This window comes from Streptomyces sp. NPDC045022 (genome assembly GCF_056432605.1).
On the sequence record NZ_JBWKIR010000015.1, the window covers coordinates 144,602 to 159,818 of the forward strand.

At 71.7% G+C, this 15,217-nt stretch carries 14 protein-coding genes; 5 read left to right on the forward strand and 9 right to left on the reverse strand.

The window, feature by feature from the left end; genetic code table 11:
- Positions 1 to 8: 8 nt before the first annotated feature.
- From AC07C1_RS25830 to mce, 5 genes are all read right to left on the reverse strand, one after another.
- Complete coding sequence (locus AC07C1_RS25830; RefSeq protein WP_478942631.1) at positions 9 to 779, reverse strand: ABC transporter permease; 771 nt, start codon at positions 777 to 779, stop codon at positions 9 to 11.
- Between the two features lie 3 nt (positions 780 to 782).
- The gene (locus tag AC07C1_RS25835) at positions 783 to 1,736 is read right to left on the reverse strand and encodes an ABC transporter ATP-binding protein (RefSeq protein ID WP_478942633.1); all 954 of its coding nucleotides are present in this window, start codon (positions 1,734 to 1,736) and stop codon (positions 783 to 785) included.
- A gap of 290 nt (positions 1,737 to 2,026) precedes the next feature.
- Complete coding sequence (locus AC07C1_RS25840) at positions 2,027 to 2,962, reverse strand: cellulose-binding protein (RefSeq protein WP_478942635.1); 936 nt, start codon at positions 2,960 to 2,962, stop codon at positions 2,027 to 2,029.
- 182 nt (positions 2,963 to 3,144) lie between these two features.
- Positions 3,145 to 7,092, reverse strand: coding sequence for a polarized growth protein Scy (gene scy, locus AC07C1_RS25845; protein WP_478942636.1), 3,948 nt, complete (start codon positions 7,090 to 7,092; stop codon positions 3,145 to 3,147).
- Between the two features lie 207 nt (positions 7,093 to 7,299).
- Entirely contained in the window at positions 7,300 to 7,740 is a 441-nt protein-coding gene (gene mce / locus AC07C1_RS25850) for a methylmalonyl-CoA epimerase (protein ID WP_478942638.1), read from the reverse strand.
- A gap of 149 nt (positions 7,741 to 7,889) precedes the next feature.
- On the opposite strand from mce, the gene AC07C1_RS25855 reads away from it, so the two are divergent.
- The 3 genes from AC07C1_RS25855 to AC07C1_RS25865 all read left to right on the forward strand — a co-directional run bounded on the left by AC07C1_RS25855 (position 7,890) and on the right by AC07C1_RS25865 (position 11,696).
- Complete coding sequence (locus tag AC07C1_RS25855) at positions 7,890 to 9,089, forward strand: acetyl-CoA C-acetyltransferase (protein ID WP_478942640.1); 1,200 nt, start codon at positions 7,890 to 7,892, stop codon at positions 9,087 to 9,089.
- A gap of 78 nt (positions 9,090 to 9,167) precedes the next feature.
- Positions 9,168 to 10,124 carry a methylmalonyl Co-A mutase-associated GTPase MeaB gene (gene meaB / locus AC07C1_RS25860; RefSeq protein ID WP_478942642.1) on the forward strand — a complete coding sequence of 319 codons (957 nt, stop codon included), beginning with the start codon at positions 9,168 to 9,170 and terminating at the stop codon, positions 10,122 to 10,124.
- A 309-nt stretch (positions 10,125 to 10,433) separates the two neighbouring features.
- Positions 10,434 to 11,696, forward strand: a complete 1,263-nt coding sequence (locus AC07C1_RS25865; RefSeq protein WP_478942644.1) for an MFS transporter — start codon at positions 10,434 to 10,436, stop codon at positions 11,694 to 11,696.
- Here the strand turns inward: AC07C1_RS25865 and AC07C1_RS25870 are convergent.
- The 4 genes from AC07C1_RS25870 to AC07C1_RS25885 all read right to left on the reverse strand — a co-directional run bounded on the left by AC07C1_RS25870 (position 11,650) and on the right by AC07C1_RS25885 (position 14,306).
- A complete protein-coding gene (locus AC07C1_RS25870) occupies positions 11,650 to 12,126 on the reverse strand; it encodes a MarR family winged helix-turn-helix transcriptional regulator (protein WP_478942646.1) in 477 nt (158 codons plus the stop codon). The two genes, AC07C1_RS25865 and AC07C1_RS25870, sit on opposite strands and share 47 nt — an antisense overlap.
- A gap of 92 nt (positions 12,127 to 12,218) precedes the next feature.
- The gene (locus tag AC07C1_RS25875; RefSeq protein ID WP_478942648.1) at positions 12,219 to 13,025 is read right to left on the reverse strand and encodes an AIM24 family protein; all 807 of its coding nucleotides are present in this window, start codon (positions 13,023 to 13,025) and stop codon (positions 12,219 to 12,221) included.
- A complete protein-coding gene (locus AC07C1_RS25880; protein WP_478942650.1) occupies positions 13,022 to 13,672 on the reverse strand; it encodes an AIM24 family protein in 651 nt (216 codons plus the stop codon). Before AC07C1_RS25880 ends, AC07C1_RS25875 begins: the two co-directional genes overlap by 4 nt.
- 1 nt (position 13,673) lies before the next feature.
- The gene (locus AC07C1_RS25885) at positions 13,674 to 14,306 is read right to left on the reverse strand and encodes an AIM24 family protein (RefSeq protein ID WP_478942718.1); all 633 of its coding nucleotides are present in this window, start codon (positions 14,304 to 14,306) and stop codon (positions 13,674 to 13,676) included.
- Between the two features lie 181 nt (positions 14,307 to 14,487).
- Here AC07C1_RS25885 and AC07C1_RS25890 point away from each other — a divergent pair, with 181 nt between their 5' ends.
- A complete protein-coding gene (locus AC07C1_RS25890; RefSeq protein ID WP_478942651.1) occupies positions 14,488 to 14,832 on the forward strand; it encodes a DUF3817 domain-containing protein in 345 nt (114 codons plus the stop codon).
- Positions 14,829 to 15,122, forward strand: a complete 294-nt coding sequence (locus AC07C1_RS25895; RefSeq protein WP_478942653.1) for an MTH1187 family thiamine-binding protein — start codon at positions 14,829 to 14,831, stop codon at positions 15,120 to 15,122. Before AC07C1_RS25890 ends, AC07C1_RS25895 begins: the two co-directional genes overlap by 4 nt.
- Positions 15,123 to 15,217: the final 95 nt, after the last annotated feature.

The following is a 15,217-nucleotide window of genomic DNA, read 5'->3' on the forward strand; positions in this document are numbered from 1 at the left end:
AGGGGTGTCTACTGGGCGTCCCGGCGTTCGAGGAGGACGTAACCGCCCGTGAGCGCGGCGATCACCCACAGCACCATGATCCCGAGCCCGCCCCAGGGGCCGTAGGGCGTGTCGTCGACGATCGGCACCACCCGCATGACACGGCTGCCGGCCTGGTCGGGCAGGAAACGGCCGATCTTCTTCGTGGCGTCGACATTGCCGAGGATGTTGGAGATCAGGAAGAAGAAGGGCATCAGGATGCCCAGCGACAGCATCGGCGAGCGCAGCATCGCGGCGACACCCATGGAGAAGAGCGCGATCAGGGCCATGTACAGGCCGCCGCCGAACACCGCGCGCAGCACCCCCGGGTCGCCGATCGCGGCCCGGTGCGAGCCGAGCATCGCCTGCCCGAGGAAGAACGCGGCGAAGCTCGTCACCAGACCGACGACCAGCGCGAGCGCGGTGGCCACCGCGATCTTGCTGAACAGGAAGGTGCCGCGCCGCGGCACGGCGGCCAGCGAGACCCGGATCATGCCGGTGCTGTACTCGTTCGAGACGACCAGCACACCGAACACGATCATGGCGAGCTGGCCGAGGGTCATGCCCGCGAAGCTGATGACCGTCGGGTCGAAGGAGAGCCGCTCGCGCACGGGCATGTTGTCGTACTGGCTCCTCGACAGCGCCGAGATCAGCATCCCCAGCGCGATGGTGACGACCACCGCCAGCGACAGCGTCCACACCGTGGACGCCACCGACCGGATCTTGGTCCACTCGGACCGGATGACCTGGACGGCCGCCATGGTTCAGGCCCCTTTCCAGCCGGCGCCCCAGTCCTGCGGTGCGGGACCGGGACCGGCATGCGCGTGGTACTCCACCGTCTCCGCCGTCAGCTGCATGAACGCCTCCTCCAGCGAGGCCTGCCGCGGGCTCAGCTCATGCAGCACGAGCCCGTACCGGGCCGCCAGCTCGCCGATCCGCTCGGCCTTGCCGCCCTCCACCTCCAGGGCCCCGCTCCCCGCCTCCACCGCGGTGATTCCGGCCTCGTACAGCACGTCGAGCAGCCGCTCGCGCTGCGGGGAGCGGATCCGGACGTACGACCGCGAGTTCTGCCGGATGAAGTCGGCCATGGTGGTGTCCGCGAGCAACCGGCCCCGCCCGATGACGACCAGGTGATCCGCCGTCAGCGCCATCTCGCTCATCAGGTGGCTCGAGACGAACACCGTCCGCCCCTGCGAGGCCAGCGACTTCATCAGGGTCCGGATCCAGTGGATGCCCTCCGGGTCGAGCCCGTTGACCGGCTCGTCGAACATCAGGATCCGCGGATCGCCGAGCAGCGCCCCGGCGATCCCGAGCCGCTGCCCCATGCCCAGTGAGAATCCCTTGGCCTTCTTCCGCGCCACCGCGGTGAGCCCGACGGTGTCCAGCACCTCCGCCACCCGGCGCCGGGGAATCCCGTTGCTCTGGGCGAGGCACAGCAGATGGTTGTAGGCGCTCCGGCCACCGTGCACGGCCTTCGCGTCCAGCAGGGCGCCGAGGTACGTCAGCGGGTCCTTGAGCCGGTCGTAGTGCCTGCCGTCGATACGGACGTCGCCGGCGGTGGGGTGGTCGAGCCCGAGGATCATCCGCATGGTCGTGGACTTCCCGGCACCGTTGGGCCCGAGGAACCCGGTGACGATGCCCGGCCTGACCGTGAACGTCAGATGGTCGACCGCCACCTTGTCGCCGTACCGCTTGGTCAGCCCTTCCAGCTCGATCATGCGGCCACGCTAGGACGGGGTCCGGGGCCCTGCCACTCGGAGCGGTCGGCTCGGGGCACGGCCGTGCGCGGGGGTCCCCCTTCCCGGGCCGGACGGGTGCGCACCTGCCTGCGGTCCGCCCCGCCCCCCGAGGCCTGCGCTCCTTCCCTCACGCTACGCGCCACCCAAGGATTCACCCGGAACGGACGCCGGACACCGGTGTCCGACCGCGCCTTCGGACCCGCGCACACGAAAAGGGACGGCGGGACCTGGTCCCGTCGCCCCTCTCGGTGTGGTGCGGCTACCGGAAACTACCGGGACTGCTGCGCCGGGACGCCCCGGGAGATCGGCTCGTCGTCGGTCGACGTGCCGGCCGCGGCCACCGCGGCGCCGGTCAGCGTGGCGAGCATCTCGCGGACGTTCGTCAGCTGGGCGTTGATGGAGTCGCGGCGGTTGGTGAGGGCGGCCAGCTCGCGCTCGGATTCCGAACGGATCCGGTCGGCCTTGGCGTTGGCGTCGGCCACGATGTCCTCGGCCTGGCGCTGGGCCGTCTCCACCGTCTGGCGGGCGCGGCGCTCGGCGTCCGTGCGCAGCTTCTCCGCCTCCAGGCGCAGCTGCTCGGCGCGGTGCTCGATCTCGGCGAGACGCTTCTCGGCCTTCTGCTGACGCGAGGCCAGGTCACGCTCGGACTGCTCGCGGCGCTTGGCCAGGTTCGTCTCGAAGTCGGCGGCGGCCTGGGCGGCCTTGGCGCGGGTCTCCTCGAAGAGGGCGTCCGCCTCCTCGCGCTTGGACTGCGCGTCCTTCTGCGCCTCGGAACGCAGCTGGGAGGCGTCGGCCTTGGCCTTCTCGACGATCCGGACGCCCTCGTCCTCGGCCTTCGCCTTGCGCTCGGTGGCGTAGGTCTCGGCGTCGTTGCGGACCTGCTGGGCCGCCGACTCGGCGAGGTCGCGGTGCTGCTCGGCCGCGCGCCGGGCCTCCTCACGCAGCTCCTTGGCCTCTTCCTCGGCCAGGCGCAGGATCTTCTCGACCCGCGCGCCGAGACCCGCGTACGACGGCTCGGCGTCGGTGACCTGTGCCTGGGCGTTCTGCGTTTCGAGGTGCAGCTCCTCGATGCGCTTCTCCAGGGCGGTGATGCGGGCGAGAGCGCTGTCACGGTCGGAGACGAGCTTGGAGATACGTTCGTCCACCTGAGCGCGGTCGTACCCACGCCGCACAAGCTCGAAGCCGTAGGGGGAAGTGTCGCTCATGGGGTTCCTGTCGAATGAGACCGGTGAGGTGATAAGGGAATCCTAGGGGCCGAAGCGGTGTGTCATCGAGCGGATACGGTTTTGATCCGGAGAATGGCACCTCTTTTGAGTGGCTGACCGCCGGACGGCTTGCCAAGGAATCGGGCAAAGCCCCCAGAACGCAACGGAACGCACCTCGTCCGCTAGCCGTCTGACGACTTGCCACCCGATCGGGGGGCGCCCACGGTCGCGCCCGCCTTGACCCCGCCGTCCTTGCCGGCCGACGGGGCCTCGAAGGACTCCAGCGCCTCCAGGACGTCCTGGACACGGGAGATCTCGGCGTTGATGTCCTCGCGCCGCCGCACCAGGATCTCCAGCTCGCGCTTGCCCTCCTCGACCGTGTGCAGGGCCTCGCGGATCGCCTCCGCCTTCAGCTCCTCGGCCTCCTTGACCAGCCTGGCCTTCTTCAGCTCGGCCTCCTTGAGCAGCCCCTCCGCCTTCTTGACGGCGGCGATGCGCACCTTGCCCGCCTCCGAGCTGGCCTCCGACACCAGCTCCTTGGCCTTCGCCTGTGCCTTCTCCAGCTGCTCCTCGGCCGCCTTGATGAGCGCGTCGCAGCGGTCGCCGGCGGTCTTCATCGTCTCGGCGGCCTCGCGGCGGGCCCGCTCGTGCAGGTCCTCGATCTCGGTGGTGATGCGGTCGCGCAGCTCCTCCGCCCGCTCCCTTATGGCGGTGGCGTCCCGGCGGGCACCGACCAGCAGCTCGTCGGCGTCCGTACGGGCCTTCTCCACCAGGGAGTTGCCCTCTACGGTCGCCTCGGAGAGGATCCGCTCGGCCTCGCTGCGGGCGGCGCCGACCATCGTGTCGGCCTGCGACTCGGCGTCCGCGGTGGTCTGCAGCGCCTGCTGCTGCGCCTCGGTGAGCAGCTTGTCGGCCTCGGCCGTGGTCTCCGTGATGAGCTTGTCGACCTGCTCGGCCGCCTCCGAACGCCGCTTGTTGGCGTCCTTGCGGGCCTCGTCGAGGGTCCGCTCGGACTGCTCGCGCGCGGAGTTGACGAGCCGCTCGGCCTCCGCCGCCGCGTCCGCCCTGACCCGCTCGGCCTCGGCCCGCACCCGCTCGGCGTGCGCCTGCGCGGAGCCGACCGTCTCGGCGGCCTCCGCCCGCAGCCGCTCGGCCTCGCCGGTGGCGTCCCCGATGAGCTGCTCGGCCCCGGCCACGGCCTCCGTACGGACCCGGTCGGCCTCGGCGAGGGCCTCGGTGCGCACCCGGCCGGCCTCGGCGGCGGTCTCCGTCGTGAGCCGCTCGGCCTCGGTGATCGCCTCCGTGCGCACCCGGTCGGCCTCCGCGACCGTCTCGGTCTGCAGCCGCTCGGCCTCGTTGCGGGCCTCGGTGATGAGGGTGTCCGCCTGGGTCGCCGCGTCGGAGCGGATGCGGTTGGCGTCCTCGCGGGCGTCCGCCCGGGTACGGGCGGCCGCCTGGTCGGCCTCGGCGAGCGCGTCCGACGCCTCGGTGCGCACCCGCTGGGCGTAGTCCGACGCGTCCGAGCGCAGCCGCTCGGCCTCCTCGATCGCCTCCGCGACCGTACGCTCGGCGAGCGCCTGGGCGGCCTCGGACTCCTCGTTCGCCTGGCGCCGGATCCGGGAGGCGTCTTCGCCGGCCCGGTCCCGCTCGGCGTAGGCGTCGGTGCGGACCCGGTCCGCCTCCTCCTCGGCCTCCCGGCGGGTACGGTCCGCGGCGTGCTCGGCGGCCGAACGCAGCCCGGCGATCTCCTCCTGTGCCTGCTCGTGCAGCCCGGCGACGGAGTCCCGCACCTGCTGGGCGTGCTGCTCGGCGGCGGCGACCATCTCGGTGGCGCGCCGGTCGGCCTCCTCGACCAGCCGGGTCGCCTCGGCCTGTGCCTCCTCGACCCGCCTGCGCGCCGAGGCCAGCAGCTCCTCGCTCTGCGCGCGGGCCCGCTCACGCTCCTGGTCGGCCTCCTCCCGGGCGGCACCGAGGAGTTCCTCGGCCTCTCGGCGGCGCCGGGCGGCCTCCTCCTGCGCGGCGGCCAGCGTCTCGGACGCCTCGTTGCCGAGCCGCTCGGCGGCGGCCTGGGCCTCCGCGCGCACCCGGTCGGCGGTGTCCTGCGCCTCCACCTTCAGCCGCTCGGCCTCGGCGGCGGCCTCGGAGCGCAGCCGTACGGCGATGGCCTCGCCCTCGGCGCGGGAGGCGGACGCGTCGGACGCCGCCTCGTCGCGCAGCCGGTCCGCCTCCGCCTCGGCCTGCTGCTGCAGGCTGCGGATCCGCTCGGCGGACTCCGAGCGAAGCCGCTCGCTCTCCTCGGCGGCCTCCCGGCGGATCCGGGCGGCCTCCTCCCGGGCGTCGGTGAGCGCCTGTTCGGCGGCGGCCAGCCGCTCCTGGCCCTCGGTCTGCAGCCGGGTCAGTTCCTCGGCGGCCTCGGTGCGGCGGGCCTCGACGGCCCGCTCGGTCTCCTCGCGCAGCTCCCGCGCCGCCCGCTCGGCGTCCGCCCTGACCGACTCGGCCTGCTCGTCGGCCTCGGCGCGCAGCCGTTCGGCCTCCTTGCGGGTGCGTTCCAGGGTCTCCTCGGCCTGCCGGCGCAGCGCCGTGGCGCGCTCGATGGCCTCGGTGCGGACCTTCTCGCTGTCGGTGGTCGCCTTCTGCCGCAGCTCGTCGGCGTCCGCCTTGGCCTTGGCCAGCAGCTCCTCGGCGGACCTGGCCGCCTCCTCGATCTGCGCCACCGCCTCCCGGCGGGCCTCGGCGCGGATCGACTCGCCCTCGGCGACCGCGTCGGCGCGCAGCTGCTCGGCCTCGCCGCGCAGCCGGCGGGCCTCCTCCTGCAGCTCGACCGTCTTGGCGCGGTACTCCTTGGTGTCGTCCTTCGCCGCGCCCTTGAGCTGCTCGGCGATGTCGTGCGCCTCGGCCCGCAGCCGGTCCGCCTCGGTCTCGGCCTCCGTACGGATCCGCTCGGCCTCCTCGGCGGCGGCCCTGGTGGTCTTCTGGGCGTCCTCGGACGCCTTGTTCAGGACGTCCTCGGCGGTCCTGGCCGCCTTGGACAGCTGGCTGGCCGTCTCCTCCGCGGTGATGGAGCGGGCCTTCTCGGCGGCCTCGGCGACGATCTTCTCGGCCTCGGCCCGCGCGTCGGCGACCAGCTGCTCGGCCTCGGACTTGGTGTTCTCGGCCTCCTTGGTGGCCTCTTCGACCAACCGGGCGACCTGCTCCTTGGCGGTGCGCGTCCGCGTCTCGTTGGCGGCCTCGGCGCTCGAGAGGGTCTTGGCGGCCGACTCCTTCGCCTCGGTGACCACCTTCTCGGCCTCGGCCTGCGCCTTGCGCAGCGCCTCCTCGGCAGCCGTCATCCGCTCCTCGGCGGCCCGGCTCAGCTCGGCGGCCTGGCGGCGGGCGGTGTCCGACTCGGTGACGGTGGCGGTGCGCAGCTGCTCGGCGTGCTCGGTGGCCTCCTGGGCCTGCGTGGAGGCGGCGTTCAGCAGGCGCTCGGCGTCCGTGCGGGCGCGCCGCAGGATCTGCTCGGCCTCCGCTCGGGCGGCCTCGGCGTCGCTCTGCAGCCGCTCACGGGCCTCCCGGGTCAGCCGCTCGGCCTCCGCACGGGCGGTGGCCATGGCCTGCTCGGCCTCGGCGCGGGACTCCTCCAGCAGCCGGCGGGCCTGCTGCTCGGTGCGGGCCCGGAGCTGCTCCGCCCAGGCCACGTTCTCGTTGACGTGCGACTCGACGGTGGCGCGGCGCTCGGCCAGCTCCTGGTCGAGCTGCTGGCGCCGGGTCACCGCCTCCTGGTGCAGCTCGGCCTGGAGCCGGGCGGCCTGCTCGGCGTGCTCCTGCAGGATGCGCTGGGTCTGCGCGCGTGCCTGGCTCAGCTCACGCTCGGCGTCCTGGCGCAGCTGCTCGGCCTGCATCTGGGCGTTGCGGAGCAACTGCTCGGCCTGGTAGCCGATGTCACCGCCGTCGTAGGCGGGCCGGGTCATGAGGGTGCGCCGCGCCTCGTGCAGCTTGGCGCGCAGCACCTCGACCTGGTAGCCGAGGTCCTCGGCGTGCTGGATCGCCTTTTCCCGCTCGGTCTTCAGCCGCTTCATCTCGGCTTCGAACCGAGAGAGGTGGTCGACGTCAGCCGCCGGCTCTCGCTCCTGGCTCTCGTAGCCCCGCACTGCGCGGTCCCATCCGTCCCCTGGTCGGCTTCTGCAACGAGCTCCGTTCATCCGCCGAACGGGGCCCCCGGGGAATGGTGTCAGATCAACGGCGGAGCACGGGCTGCTGCCCCGACGCTCGTCCCCCGAAAACCGGACCCCGGCATGCGGTCGCCCCGGCATACAGAGACGACCGCCCCCAACCCTACCGGCCCTTATGTACGGGGGTCAGTGCTCGGGGGACTCAACAGGGGCCGAAGTGACCAGTTCCGTGAGGACGCCATGACAGTCCTTGGGGTGCAGGAAGGTGATTCGCGACCCCATGGAACCGCGCCGTGGCTCCTCGTACAGGACGCGTACGCCCTTGTCCCGGATGTCCTCGGAGTCGGTGTCCACGTCCGCCGTGCCGAAGGCGATGTGGTGGACGCCCTCCCCGTTCTTCGCCAGCCACTTGCCGACCGCCGAGTCCTCGCGGGTCGGTTCCAGCAGCTGGAGGTAGGAGGCGCCGCCGTCGGACGTCTCGTTGATCTTGAGCATGGCCTCGCGCACGCCCTGCTCCTCGTTGACCTCGGTGTGGAAGACCTCGAAGCCGTAGGTGGCCCGGTAGAACTCGACGGTCGCGTCGAGGTCGTGGCAGGCGATCCCGATGTGGTCGATTCGCGTCAGCATGGATTCAGTGCAGCGCTCATCGGGTGGTTACGCAACGTGCGCGCGATCACACCGACGGGCCGATGACGGCACGGAGTGCCACTCAGTACATTCGAAGTAAACCCTCGTTCACTCCTCGGCTGTGCAGGCCGGTAAGGGGATCGCAGCTCATGTCTTCTGGAACGACCAGCTCTGTGATTGTCGCGGGCGCCCGTACGCCCATGGGACGACTGCTGGGCTCCCTCAAGTCCTTCTCCGGAGCCGACCTCGGCGGCTTCGCGATCAAGGCCGCCCTCGACCGTGCGGGGATCGGCGGCGACCAGGTGCAGTACGTGATCATGGGCCAGGTGCTGCAGGCCGGGGCGGGGCAGATCCCGGCGCGCCAGGCGGCGGTCAAGGCCGGCATCCCGATGAGCGTCCCGGCGCTCACCATCAACAAGGTCTGCCTGTCCGGCCTGGACGCCATCGCGCTGGCCGACCAGCTGATCCGCGCGGGTGAATTCGACATCGTCGTCGCCGGCGGCCAGGAGTCCATGACCAACGCTCCGCACCTGCTGCCGAAGTCCCGCGAGGGCTTCAAGTACGGCGCGGTCGAGATGCTCGACGCGATGGCCTACGACGGCCTGACCGACTCCTTCGAGGGCATCGCCATGGGCGAGTCCACGGAGAAGCACAACACGCGCCTCGGCATCAAGCGCCCCGAGCAGGACGAGATCGCCGCCCTGTCCCACCAGCGGGCCGCCGCGGCACAGAAGAACGGCGTCTTCGAGGCCGAGATCACCCCGGTGGAGATCCCGCAGCGCAAGGGCGAGCCGGTCGTCTTCAGCAAGGACGAGGGCATCCGCGGCGACACCACCGCCGAGTCGCTCGGCAAGCTGCGCCCGGCGTTCAGCAAGGACGGCACGATCACCGCCGGCACCTCCTCGCAGATCTCGGACGGTGCGGCGGCCGTGGTCGTGATGAGCAAGGCCAAGGCCGAGGAGCTGGGCCTGGAGTGGCTCGCGGAGATCGGCGCCCACGGCAATGTGGCCGGCCCGGACAACTCCCTGCAGTCCCAGCCGTCCAACGCCATCCAGCACGCCCTGAAGAAGGAGGGCCTGGAGGTGTCCGACCTGGACCTCATCGAGATCAACGAGGCCTTCGCCGCGGTCGCCGTGCAGTCAATGAAGGACCTCGGCGTGTCCACGGAAAAGGTGAATGTCAACGGCGGCGCCATCGCGCTCGGTCACCCGATCGGCATGTCCGGCGCCCGTCTCGTGCTCCACTTGGCGCTGGAGCTCAAGCGGCGGGGCGGCGGTGTCGGCGCGGCCGCGCTGTGCGGTGGCGGTGGCCAGGGTGACGCGCTGATCGTGCGGGTACCGAAGGCCTGAGCGGTACTTTTCGGGGTTCCTCCGGTTCCTCCGGTTCCGCCGGGTTCCGCTGAGTTTCTCTAGGTGAACGGAGCTGTGATGCAGGACGTCTCCTCTCTGGTGGCCCAGGCCAGGGAAGGCCGGCCGCGGGCCGTGGCCCGGCTGATCTCCCTGGTGGAGGGGGCGTCCCCGCAGCTCAGGGAGGTCATGGCGGCGCTCGCCCCGCTGACCGGCAACGCCTACGTGGTGGGCCTCACGGGCTCACCGGGCGTCGGCAAGTCCACCTCGACCTCCGCGCTCGTCACGGCGTACCGCAAACAGGGCAAGCGGGTCGGCGTCCTGGCCGTCGACCCGTCGTCCCCGTTCTCCGGGGGCGCCCTGCTCGGCGACCGCGTCCGCATGTCGGATCACGCCTCCGACCCCGGCGTCTACATTCGCTCGATGGCCACCCGGGGCCACCTGGGCGGCCTGGCCTGGGCCGCACCGCAGGCGATCCGCGTACTGGACGCGGCGGGCTGCGAGGTGATCCTGGTGGAGACGGTCGGCGTCGGCCAGTCGGAGGTGGAGATCGCCTCCCAGGCGGACACCTCCGTGGTCCTCCTGGCCCCCGGCATGGGCGACGGCATCCAGGCGGCGAAGGCCGGCATCCTCGAGATCGGCGACGTCTACGTCGTCAACAAGGCCGACCGCGACGGCGCTGACGCCACGGCTCGCGAACTGAACCACATGCTGGGCCTCGGCGAGTCCCGCGGTCCCGGCGACTGGCGCCCGCCGATCGTGAAGACGGTCGCCGCGCGCTCCGAGGGCGTGGACGAGGTCGTCGAAGCCCTGGAGAAGCACCGCGCCTGGATGGAGGAGCGCGGCGTCCTCGCCGAGCGCCGCAGGGCCCGCGCGGCCCGCGAGGTGGAGACCATCGCGGTCACCGCGCTGCGCGAACGCATCGGCGACCTGCACGGCGACCGCCGCCTCAGCGCCCTGGCCGAGCGCATCGTGGCCGGTGAACTGGACCCGTACCGCGCGGCGGACGAGCTGGTGGCGGGTCTGACGGAGGGCTGAGGGTCGCCGACCCGGAGATCACGCTGCTAGGGCCTTTCGTTTGGATCATGCCGGGCTCGCGGGGCCTGGCGCCGCACCTCGCCGCGTTGTCGTCGGTTGCCATGGCTCCGCCATGACGCCCTCCTCCGCCTTGCGATGCACGGCGCCAGGCCCCGCTCCCTGATCCGGCATGATCCAAACGAAAGGCCCTAGGATGACCGGCATGTTCCTCTCCTTGGCGTAGGGCGCGCACCGGATCGCGGGGCCGGAAGTGACGGCCACCGCGTCCTTCGGTGTCCCCTCCTCCGCCTCCCCCAGAGGAACTTCGGCGTGTCCACGCATCCCTCGCGGCCCTCGTACGCCGCTGTCCTGCGCCTCCCGCACGCGCGGCGCACCTTCGCCTCCGCCCTGACCGCCCGCCTGTCCTACGGCACCGTCGCTCTCGCGGTGCTGCTGTCCGTCACCCGCTGCACCGGGTCCTACGCCGTCTCCGGCGTGGTGATGTCCCTGTTCGGCGCCACGACGGTCTTCCTGATGCCGCTACGGGCGTCCCTCGTCGACCGGCACGGCCCGCGCCGTGCCCTCCCGCCCATGTCGGTCCTCCACGGCACTGCGCTGTGCGTCCTGGCGGTCCTCACCTGGCGCCCCGGAGCCGCTCCCGCGGCCCTCGCCGCGGCCGCGGCCCTCGCCGGCGCCTGCGCACCCCCGCTGGGCCCGACCATGCGCGCCCTGTGGAGCGGACTGGTCCCGGACCGGGGGCTGTTGCCGCGCGCCTACAGCCTGGACGCAGTCGCCGAGGAACTGCTCTTCGTCTCCGGGCCGGCCCTGGTCGGCGCGCTGCTGGCCGTCGCGCCCCCGGCGTCCGGCATCGTGCTCAGCGCGTTCCTGAACGTCGCGGGCACCTGCGTCTTCGTCACCTCCCCGGCGCTGCCGGGTCCACGCTCCCGGCCCCGCGGGCAGCGGCCCGGCGGTGTCCGCGGTCTGCTGCCCCCGATCGCCGTCGCGCTGGGCGCCGGACTGGCCCTCAGCGGTGTCGAGCTGCTGGTGCCGGCCTTCGCCACCGAGCGGTCGTACGGCATCGCCCTGGTGCCCTGGGTCCTGGGCGCCCTGTCGGCGGGCAGCGCGGTGGGCGGCCTGGCCAACGGGGCGGTGGAGTGGCGGACGCCGGCCCGTGTACGGCTGTGCCGGCTCGCTGCGGGCCTCGGCCTGGTGATCGCGGCGGCGGGCCTGGCCCCCGGCCTGTGGACCCTCACGGCGGCCATGGCCTGCGCCGGAGCCTTCGTCGCCCCGACCCTGACGACGGCGTACCTGCTGGCCGAGGAGACGGCACCGAAGGGCGCCGGCACCCAGGCCGGCGCCTGGGTCAACACCGCGGTCAACGCGGGCAGCTCCGGGGGAGCGCTGGGGGCGGGCCTGCTGGTCGGCCACCTTCGGCTCGAGCTCTGCTTCCTGCTGGCGGGCGCGACCGCCCTCGTCTGCGCCGTCCTGGCCGCCGCGGTCGCACCCCGCCGGTGCCGGGTCCTCCCCGAGCTTCGTGCCGAGCGGCTCAGGGGCGCCCCCGCTGCCCCCTCAGATGCTCGGCGATCGGCTTGAGCGCCTTGTCCAGCTCGGTCAGCGCATCCGGCGAGAGCAGATCGATGAAGTGCCGCCGCACGGACGCCACATGGTGCGGCGCCACCTTCTTCATCGTCTCCATGCCGTGCTCGGTCAGCACGGCGTACAGCCCCCGCCGGTCGGACTCGCAGTTCTCGCGGCGCACCAGATTCGCGTTCTCCATCCGCGTGATCTGGTGCGACAGCCGGCTCTTGGACTGCAGGGTCGCGGAGGCGAGGTCACTCATCCGCATCCGTACGTCGTCCGACTCGGACAGGTTCACGAGGATCTCGTAGTCGTTCATGGTCAGGCCGAACGGCTGCAGATCCTTTTCGAGCTGGTACGTCAACAGCCTGTTGACCTCCAGGTGGGTGCGCCAGGCGCACTGCTCCGCATCGGTCAGCCAGCGCGTGGCCGTCTCGGTCTCCATAAATGAAGTCTACCTAAGAAGTTGAATGACGAACTACTTCGGGTGGTGTGACAGTGCGCACGCGTTCGACGTCACACTCCGCAGACTACCGCTCACAGCCCGAAGCGACGCTGGAGGTCCCCCAGCTGTCCGGGAAGGCGCGGTGCGCCCGACGATTGCGGACCGTGTCCACGCGGTGCCGGTCCGCCACCACCCGGCACCCCCGGCTGGGGCGGGACCACCCCCGTGGCCGCCTCGGCCATGAGGGTCTCCGTCGACTGCAGCAGGACCGTCCCCGCGCCCACGAACTCGAACTGGTGCTCCTCGCCGGACACCCCGCCCAGCCCCGTCATCGCACGTAGACCGCCCAGTACGCCCGTCAGGTACCCGTGGTCGTAGTGATGACACGGAGACGGGCAGTCGGCCCACCCGACGAGGGCCTGAGGGTCGACCCGGATCGGGGGTTCCATGAACACCACCGGACCGTTAGATGCGGCCACGAACTTTCCGGTTCCGATCAGGGTCAGAAAGCCCGGCACGATCGACTGCTTGAGCGCGAGACTTGGCTGAAAAGCGAGCAGGTTGCCCGCGCGAATGGTCAAGTTCCCGTCGTCCAGGTCATAGGAATTGACATCGAAGGCCCGGTCAGCCAGCAGCATCTTGCCGGAGCCCGCCGCCACGACCCAGTCGCTCGCGTGCAGTGGCGAATGGAACGAGGTACGGACAAGTCGGTCGAGTCGGCCATGCCCGATGCCGTTGAACTCGATCGCCCCGTAGTAGGCGATCATCTTGCCCTTCTGCAGGAACCACTGCCCGCTCTTGAGCTCGACACAGAACGTGTACGTGTTCACGTTGTCGTCGGCGGGCAGGGTCGCCGGGTCGTGGACCACCGGGCCGCCGGGGGTTCCGTACGCGCTCACAGCTTCTCCTCCGAGGCCTGGACGTACACCGTGCCGCTGCCGCTCAGCTCGAGCTGGAAGGCCTCGCCGGAGCCCCGGCCCACCATGTCCCGCCAGCCGAGCGCGGTGGACAGCTTGTTGCGGACGTCGCCGTGGTGGGCGACGTAGGCCTGCGGATCGACATGGACCGGGCGCTGCGGGGTGATCGGGATCTCGAAGACGCCGCCGTGCGCCATCACGGCGACGGAGCCGCCGCCCTGGAGGGTGGTGGTGAACAGCCCCTGCCCGGTGGCCTGGCCCCGGACCAGGCCCATGACCCCGCCCTGTGAGCCCATGAACATCGTGCCCTGCCGCAGCGTGCCCTCGAAGGCGAGCAGCCGGTCGGCCTCGACGTACAGGGTGTCGCCGGAGAGGTCGATGACGTGGACGTGGTGGCCGCCGTGCCCGAAGAAGACGGTGCCGCTGCCCTCGACCGACATGAGCGGGGTCGCCTCGCCGGCCACCCGGCGCCCGATCATGGACATCAGTCCGCCCTGGCCGCCCTGGACGCTGGGCGTGAAGGACACGTCCCCCTTGTAGGCGAGCATCGCCCCGCGCTGGCTGAACAGCCGCTGCCCGGGCAGCACGGTCGCCTCGACCATCTTGGAGTTGATCTCTCGGAAGGCCATGTCACAGATCCCCCGCGATCGTGTTCCGCTCGCTCGGCTGCACGTACACGAGCCCGTCGCCCTCGAAGCGGATCTGGAAAGCCTCGCCGCCGCCCTCCCCGAGGAGCGTGCGGAACGTCACACCGGACTGGAAGGACTGCCGCACATCGCCCTGGTGGGCGATGTAGGCGCCCGGGTCGACGATCAGTGGGTACTGCGGGCCGACCCGGAGCACCACGGCCGGCCCGTCGGACGTGATCGCCGCCTGGCCGTGCCCCTCGACGGTCGTCGTGAACAGGCCGCTGCCCTGCGAGGCGCCGCGCAGCCCCGTGAACGTCGTGCCCGTCCGGAGCCCCGCGTCGGTCGCCAGCAGGTTGCTCGACTCGACGTAGAGCTTGTCCCCCTGGAGGGCGACCAGGTTGATCTCGGCGGCCCGGTCCGCGAACCAGCAGGTCCCGTGCCCCCTCACCTCCATCACCGTCATCTGCTCGCCGGTGAGCCGCCGGGTCACCATCCCCCGCAGCCCCTCGCCGCCACCGCTCAGCTTCTTGAAGGCCATCTGCCCGTCGTACGCGACCATCGAGCCGTTCTTCGCCTTCACGGCGTCCCCGGTCATGTCGACGGCGAGCACCTTGCTCCCTTGGAGCCGGAACATCGCCACCCAGCGAAAGTAGCGGCGACGCGGGCGGGCGGAACAGAGCCCGTGGGTGGAGAGCCACCCTGGACGGTCCCCTGGGGGCGCCGTTTGTCACAATGGGGGAGCGCTTGTGCGTGCGTTCACAAACCGGCAGTCCGCAACCGGCAGCCGTCGTCGAAACTCCCACCGAAGGTGATCCGTGGACATCAAGACCGCCACCGCCCTCCGCCGCCTCCGCCTGGTCTCCGCCCCCGAGGCCGTGTCCTTCCTGATCCTGCTCGTCTGCTCGGTGCTCAAGCGGACCACGGACTTCAACGCGGTCCCCGTGATGGGCGCGGTCCACGGTGTTCTCTTCGTCCTGTACGTGATCTTCTGGGCGGACGCCTGGAACCGTGCCAAGTGGCCGCTGAGGACCGCGGCCTTCTACTTCGTCCTCTCGGTGCTGCCCACCGGCGGCTTCTTCGCCGAGCGCAGGCTGCGCCGTGAGGCCGAGGACGCCGTCATCGCGGCCCGGGCCCGCAACGAAGGAGTCGTCAACGCATGATCGTCGCCTTCTCCGTGACGCCCCTCGGCGTCGGCGAGGACGTGGGGGAGCACGTCGCCGAGGCCGTGCGCGTGGTCCGCGAGTCGGGCCTGCCGAACCGCACCGACGCCATGTTCACGTCCATCGAGGGGGAGTGGGACGAGGTCATGGACGTCGTCAAGCGTGCCGTCGCCGCCGTGGAGGAGCGCGCCCCGCGCGTCTCGCTCGTCCTCAAGGCGGACATCCGGCCCGGTGTGACCGACGGCCTCACCTCCAAGGTCGAGACCGTCGAGCGGCACCTGGCGGAGTAATCCCGGCACGAGCCCCCACCCGCGAGACCCCGGCCCCTGGAGGCCGGGGTTTTCCGTGCGGGCGACCGAAAGCCGAGACAAGGCTGCCCGGCATA

Excerpts from the sequence above, each read along its gene's own strand:
- mce (WP_478942638.1), bottom strand. The coding sequence starts at position 7,740 with ATGCTGACGCGAATCGACCACATCGGGATCGCCTGCCACGACCTCGAC.
- AC07C1_RS25895 (WP_478942653.1), top strand. The coding sequence starts at position 14,829 with ATGATCGTCGCCTTCTCCGTGACGCCCCTCGGCGTCGGCGAGGACGTG.
- AC07C1_RS25855 (WP_478942640.1), top strand. The coding sequence starts at position 7,890 with ATGTCTTCTGGAACGACCAGCTCTGTGATTGTCGCGGGCGCCCGTACG.
- AC07C1_RS25830 (WP_478942631.1), bottom strand. The coding sequence starts at position 779 with ATGGCGGCCGTCCAGGTCATCCGGTCCGAGTGGACCAAGATCCGGTCG.
- AC07C1_RS25870 (WP_478942646.1), bottom strand. The coding sequence starts at position 12,126 with ATGGAGACCGAGACGGCCACGCGCTGGCTGACCGATGCGGAGCAGTGC.
- AC07C1_RS25880 (WP_478942650.1), bottom strand. The coding sequence starts at position 13,672 with ATGGCCTTCCGAGAGATCAACTCCAAGATGGTCGAGGCGACCGTGCTG.
- AC07C1_RS25840 (WP_478942635.1), bottom strand. The coding sequence starts at position 2,962 with ATGAGCGACACTTCCCCCTACGGCTTCGAGCTTGTGCGGCGTGGGTAC.
- AC07C1_RS25835 (WP_478942633.1), bottom strand. The coding sequence starts at position 1,736 with ATGATCGAGCTGGAAGGGCTGACCAAGCGGTACGGCGACAAGGTGGCG.
- AC07C1_RS25885 (WP_478942718.1), bottom strand. The coding sequence starts at position 14,306 with ATGTTCCGGCTCCAAGGGAGCAAGGTGCTCGCCGTCGACATGACCGGG.
- meaB (WP_478942642.1), top strand. The coding sequence starts at position 9,168 with ATGCAGGACGTCTCCTCTCTGGTGGCCCAGGCCAGGGAAGGCCGGCCG.